4 protein-coding genes are annotated in these 2,679 nt (G+C 63.7%); 3 read left to right on the forward strand and 1 reads right to left on the reverse strand.

What is annotated here, in order from left to right:
* The first annotated feature begins 19 nt into the window (after positions 1 to 19).
* From FJZ36_18895 to FJZ36_18905, 3 genes are all read left to right on the forward strand, one after another.
* Positions 20 to 415 (forward strand): aminotransferase class V-fold PLP-dependent enzyme, encoded by a 396-nt coding sequence (locus FJZ36_18895; GenBank protein ID MBM3216967.1) that lies wholly within the window; start codon positions 20 to 22, stop codon positions 413 to 415.
* Between the two features lie 79 nt (positions 416 to 494).
* Positions 495 to 1,688, forward strand: a complete 1,194-nt coding sequence (locus FJZ36_18900) for a trans-2-enoyl-CoA reductase family protein (GenBank protein ID MBM3216968.1) — start codon at positions 495 to 497, stop codon at positions 1,686 to 1,688.
* Positions 1,689 to 1,741: 53 nt separating this feature from the next.
* Positions 1,742 to 2,146 carry a hypothetical protein gene (locus FJZ36_18905; protein ID MBM3216969.1) on the forward strand — a complete coding sequence of 135 codons (405 nt, stop codon included), beginning with the start codon at positions 1,742 to 1,744 and terminating at the stop codon, positions 2,144 to 2,146.
* Here FJZ36_18905 and FJZ36_18910 read toward each other — a convergent pair.
* Positions 2,143 to 2,673 carry an O-acetyl-ADP-ribose deacetylase gene (locus tag FJZ36_18910; GenBank protein MBM3216970.1) on the reverse strand — a complete coding sequence of 177 codons (531 nt, stop codon included), beginning with the start codon at positions 2,671 to 2,673 and terminating at the stop codon, positions 2,143 to 2,145. The genes FJZ36_18905 and FJZ36_18910 overlap by 4 nt on opposite strands.
* Between the last annotated feature and the right edge of the window lie 6 nt (positions 2,674 to 2,679).

Here is a 2,679-nt window from a genome sequence, read left to right on the forward strand (position 1 = left end):
CACTGACGATGACGGACTCATGCCGTCTCCGAACGCTCAGCGGTTCGAGTACGGCACGCGAGATTTCGGCAGGTACGGAGGTATCGCCGCGCTCATCGATTGGCACGAAGCGCTCGGAATCGAGGCGGCGCAGTCATGGTCGCGCCAGCTCGCAGAGTACCTCCGGTCGCGGCTGGGTGAGTGCCAGGGAATCACGCTCCACACGCCGCTCGATTGGTCGGATGCCTCGGCGCTGACGACGTTCTCCGTCGACGGCGTTCCCGCCCACGAGTATATCGGCGGCGTGTGGCAAAGCCACAAGATGCGGTTGCGCGGCGTCCACGAAGTGAACGGCGCGCGCGTCTCGACGACGCTCTTCAACACCGTGGCTGAGATCGATCTGTTGATCGAACTGTTGCAGTCGTACATCCGTTAGTCTATTGAGCGCGTCGCTGACGTACCCGACGTGGCAACGCCGGAGTCGGGCGGCAGCGATCGCGTCGGAGCAGTCGCACATGCCGCTTCAGACCGTAGAGCCCCGGATACGCGGCTTCATCTGCACGAATGCGCACCCCGACGGGTGCCGGGAGAACCTACGGAGCCAGGTCCGGGTCACAGCGTCTCTGGGGGCGGCTGGTGACGGGTTGAACGTGCTCGTCGTCGGGGCTTCGACCGGCTACGGACTGGCGGCGCGCATTGCCGCCGCGTTCGGGTTCGGAGCCAGAACGGTGGGTGTCTTCTTCGAGCGCCCTTCGGGCGACGGGCGAACCGCCTCGGCAGGCTACTACAACTCCGTGGCGTTCCACGAGGCTGCTTGCCAGAACGGGCTCTACGCAAGCAGTCTCAACGGCGATGCGTTCTCGGACGATCTCAAGCGTCAGACGCTTGGCATCGTCAAACGCGACCTCGGGCCCGTGGATCTGCTGATCTACTCGCTCGCGTCGCCCAGACGAACGCACCCGACGACCGGCGTCGTCCATACGTCGGTGCTCAAGCCCGTTGGCGCATCGGAACGGATCAAGAGCCTCGACCTGAACTCCGGCGAGGTTACGTTCGTCGAGATGCCGCCGGCGACTCAGAGCGAGATCGACGACACGGTCGCCGTCATGGGCGGTGAGGATTTCGGTCTGTGGACGCGGGCGCTGCTCGACGAAGGTCTGCTGGCGCAGGGCGCGCGAGCCGTCGCGTTCTCATACACCGGACCTGAACTCACTCAGGGGATTTACCGACGGGGCACGATTGGGCGAGCCAAGGAGCATCTCGAAGCGACGACACGGGACCTGAACGACCAGCTACGGCGGTCCGTGGGAGGACAGGCGCTGGTCTCCGTGAACAAAGCCGTCGTGACACAGGCGAGCGCGGCGATTCCCGCGGTTCCGCTCTATCTCAGCATGCTCTATCCCGTCATGAGGGATCGAGCCGCACACGAGGATCCGATCGAGCAGATGAACCGTCTGTTACGCGATCACGTTGGACCCGGTCGTGACGCTACACTCGATGACGACGGGCGCATTCGACTCGACGATCGCGAGATGCGCGTGGATATACAAGAGGAGATCGCGAGGCGATGGGTCGAGGTCACAAACGAGAACCTGGGTCGTCTGGCGGACGTAGACGGCTACCGGAGCGAATTCCGACGACTGTTCGGATTCGAGGTCGACGGCGTCGACTATGGCGCCGCGACGGAAGTCGATCGATATCTGCCCTGAAGAGCCTTCACACGCTCTTCGAGTATTACGCCGGATTCTCGACGGGGAGTCGCATGGAAAAGGAAGTCGTTGAAACGTTGCGCGAGCGGTACACCAAACCGCACGAGCAGACCATCATTGCTTGGGCAGTCGAAAACGGTCTCGAGCACGTCATCTTCTACCCGCAGGGGAACCCGACGATCCTCATGATGTGGATCTCGCCGGACAGCCAAGGGCATTTCCTCTTTCGCGAGGTAGACGTCGCCGTCGAGAGCGACGGGTCGTTCCGTATTTCGGGAGGCGCAACCTACCACGAGCCGACGTACCGTATCGCATGGCTCCATCAGAACCACGTTCAGTTGGACGACCTCGAAGCGACGCTGGATGCCGTGCGCACCGGTGTCGCGAACATGGCGTTCGACGATCTGATCGACATGGACGCCTATCTGTCGGACTACCACATCGCCATTGAGCTCTAGCCGAGCCCGGCGTTCGCCAGAAAGACGACGTACGCCTCCTGCCCAAAGAAGACGAACCGGACCATCTCTGGTGAGGTGTGCGCCGCGAGGTAGTCCTGCACTGCCTCAGCGGCAACCTGCGCTGCCTTGTCCGCCGGATAGCCGAACACCCCGGTCGAGATCGCGGGAAACGCCACCGACTGCACGCCCAGCCTCTCACCCTCGACCAAAGCGTTTCTGTAGCAGGAAGCGAGCAGTTCCGGCTCGCCCTGGTTCCCGCCGTGCCACACCGGGCCCACCGTGTGGATCACGTACCGCGCCTTGAGACGCCCGCCAGAGGTCGAGACCGCCTCGCCAACCGGAAGACCGTCCGGATGGGTCGTCGCCCGGATCCGCCGGCATTCTTCCAGAATCTGCGGTCCGCCGGCGCGATGGATCGCGCCATCCACTCCTCCGCCGCCCATCAGCGAGCTGTTCGCCGCGTTCACGATGGCGTCCGTGTCCTCGGCGGTCAGATCGCCGGTTCGCACGACGATGCGTCCGAACACCTTCTC

It is taken from the genome of Candidatus Poribacteria bacterium (genome assembly GCA_016866785.1).
In the GTDB taxonomy this organism is placed as follows: Bacteria; Poribacteria; WGA-4E.

Coding starts and splice junctions, on each gene's coding strand:
- FJZ36_18895 (MBM3216967.1), top strand. CDS start 20: ATGCCGTCTCCGAACGCTCAGCGGTTCGAGTACGGCACGCGAGATTTC.
- FJZ36_18900 (MBM3216968.1), top strand. CDS start 495: ATGCCGCTTCAGACCGTAGAGCCCCGGATACGCGGCTTCATCTGCACG.
- FJZ36_18905 (MBM3216969.1), top strand. CDS start 1,742: ATGGAAAAGGAAGTCGTTGAAACGTTGCGCGAGCGGTACACCAAACCG.